The sequence below is a fragment of the Streptomyces sp. NPDC054863 genome (assembly GCF_053610825.1).
This window is the reverse complement of the sequence record NZ_JBSGZD010000571.1, coordinates 1-1,218: the sequence shown is the minus strand read 5'-3', so window position 1 is coordinate 1,218 and position 1,218 is coordinate 1. Positions and strand designations below refer to the sequence as shown.

Annotated in this window: 2 protein-coding genes; both read left to right on the top strand. The window is 70.8% G+C overall.

Translation table 11 applies throughout. The features are described 5' to 3' along the window. The first annotated feature begins 376 nt into the window (after positions 1-376). Positions 377-571, top strand: a complete 195-nt coding sequence (locus ACWGIG_RS38980) for a toxin-antitoxin system HicB family antitoxin (RefSeq protein WP_453326452.1) — start codon at positions 377-379, stop codon at positions 569-571. Continuing rightward, on the top strand, positions 568-864 hold the full coding sequence (locus ACWGIG_RS38975; protein WP_453326451.1) for a hypothetical protein: 297 nt from the start codon (positions 568-570) through the stop codon (positions 862-864). The genes ACWGIG_RS38980 and ACWGIG_RS38975 overlap by 4 nt, the downstream gene beginning before the upstream one ends. The last annotated feature ends 354 nt before the right edge of the window (positions 865-1,218 follow it).

The window sequence follows — 1,218 nt, the reverse complement described above, 5'->3', positions numbered from 1 at the left end:
GGGAGAAGTAGCCCAGCGGTCCAGCCGGAAGGACGCGCACCCACCTGAGCACCGACGGCGTCGCCGCCCGGGCCGTGGCGGCCCGGGCCGTGGCGGCCCGCAAGAGGCTTCCCACGGGGCATGCCGGACGGGCGCGAGCAGCCCCGCGAAGCCCGTTGACCGGCGGCCGTGCCGGGTGCCCCGCACCGCATCGCCGTGGCCGCGGCGAGGGGCGTACCGGTGCGCTGGGAGACGGCGCGCAGGACGGTCCGCGCCTGGTACGGCGAGCGCCTTCCCGAACTTCTGCGCCAAGGTGAATCGTCGAACTGGGTCACGTACCGTGCAATGTTTTCCGACATCGGCAACGCAACCGGAACATGGTGGCTAATCTGGTGTCATGACTGTGACGATGACGCTCCGCCTTCCTGACGAACTCGACCCTTCGCTCCGCGCGAGCGCGAAGGCTGCCGGCATGAGCCTGAACGCCTACGTGGTCCTGGCCGCACGGCGGCAGGCCACCCTTGACGCCGCGCGACAACTCGCGGCGCTCGGCCTCAGCCAGGACCTGGCGGGCGAGAGCGACACCCTGTGAAGCGCGGAGAGATCTGGACCCTTGCCGACAGCCGCAGCGTCCTGATCGTGAGCCTGGACGGCCTGGAAGAGGCCTTCGGCGCCGTGCTCGCCATCGTGCTGCACCCCTCCGGCCGCTACCCCGACACGGCCATGTCGGTAGTGATCGACGACCCCCTGCCCTGCACCGCGGTCGCGGTGAACCTTCAGCAGATGCGCACCACGCGCTTCGAGGGCGGGAAGCTCCTCGGGAGCGTCGACGCTCCGGCCATGGTCCGAGTCGATGCCGCATTGCGCGCCGTACTCGACCTCTAGCCCCTCCCTCACGCAGGAGCCCCCGCACCGGTCCTCGCGCGGGGCACCTTCGTCGTCGTGACGACGCTGATGCCCGCCGTCCTCCGGATAGGACCGCCCCATCAGTGACCTCAGGGGTCGCCTCTCGCCCGCGCTGCTCCGCAGAGTCCGGCCGTGGTCGGGGCGGATCCCCCACGGGATCGTGCACAGAGGCGCTACGTCCGGGGTGGTGTCAGGGCCGAGCATGGAGATGTCTGCCCGCCCTGCGGCACCCGGCACTCCCCCCCATTACCGTTTTCGTTGGCTCCGCAACGGAGCTTCCGGCCTCCGGGACCGGCATGACTTCCCCCCCCTTGTTGACCATGATCCGGGGGG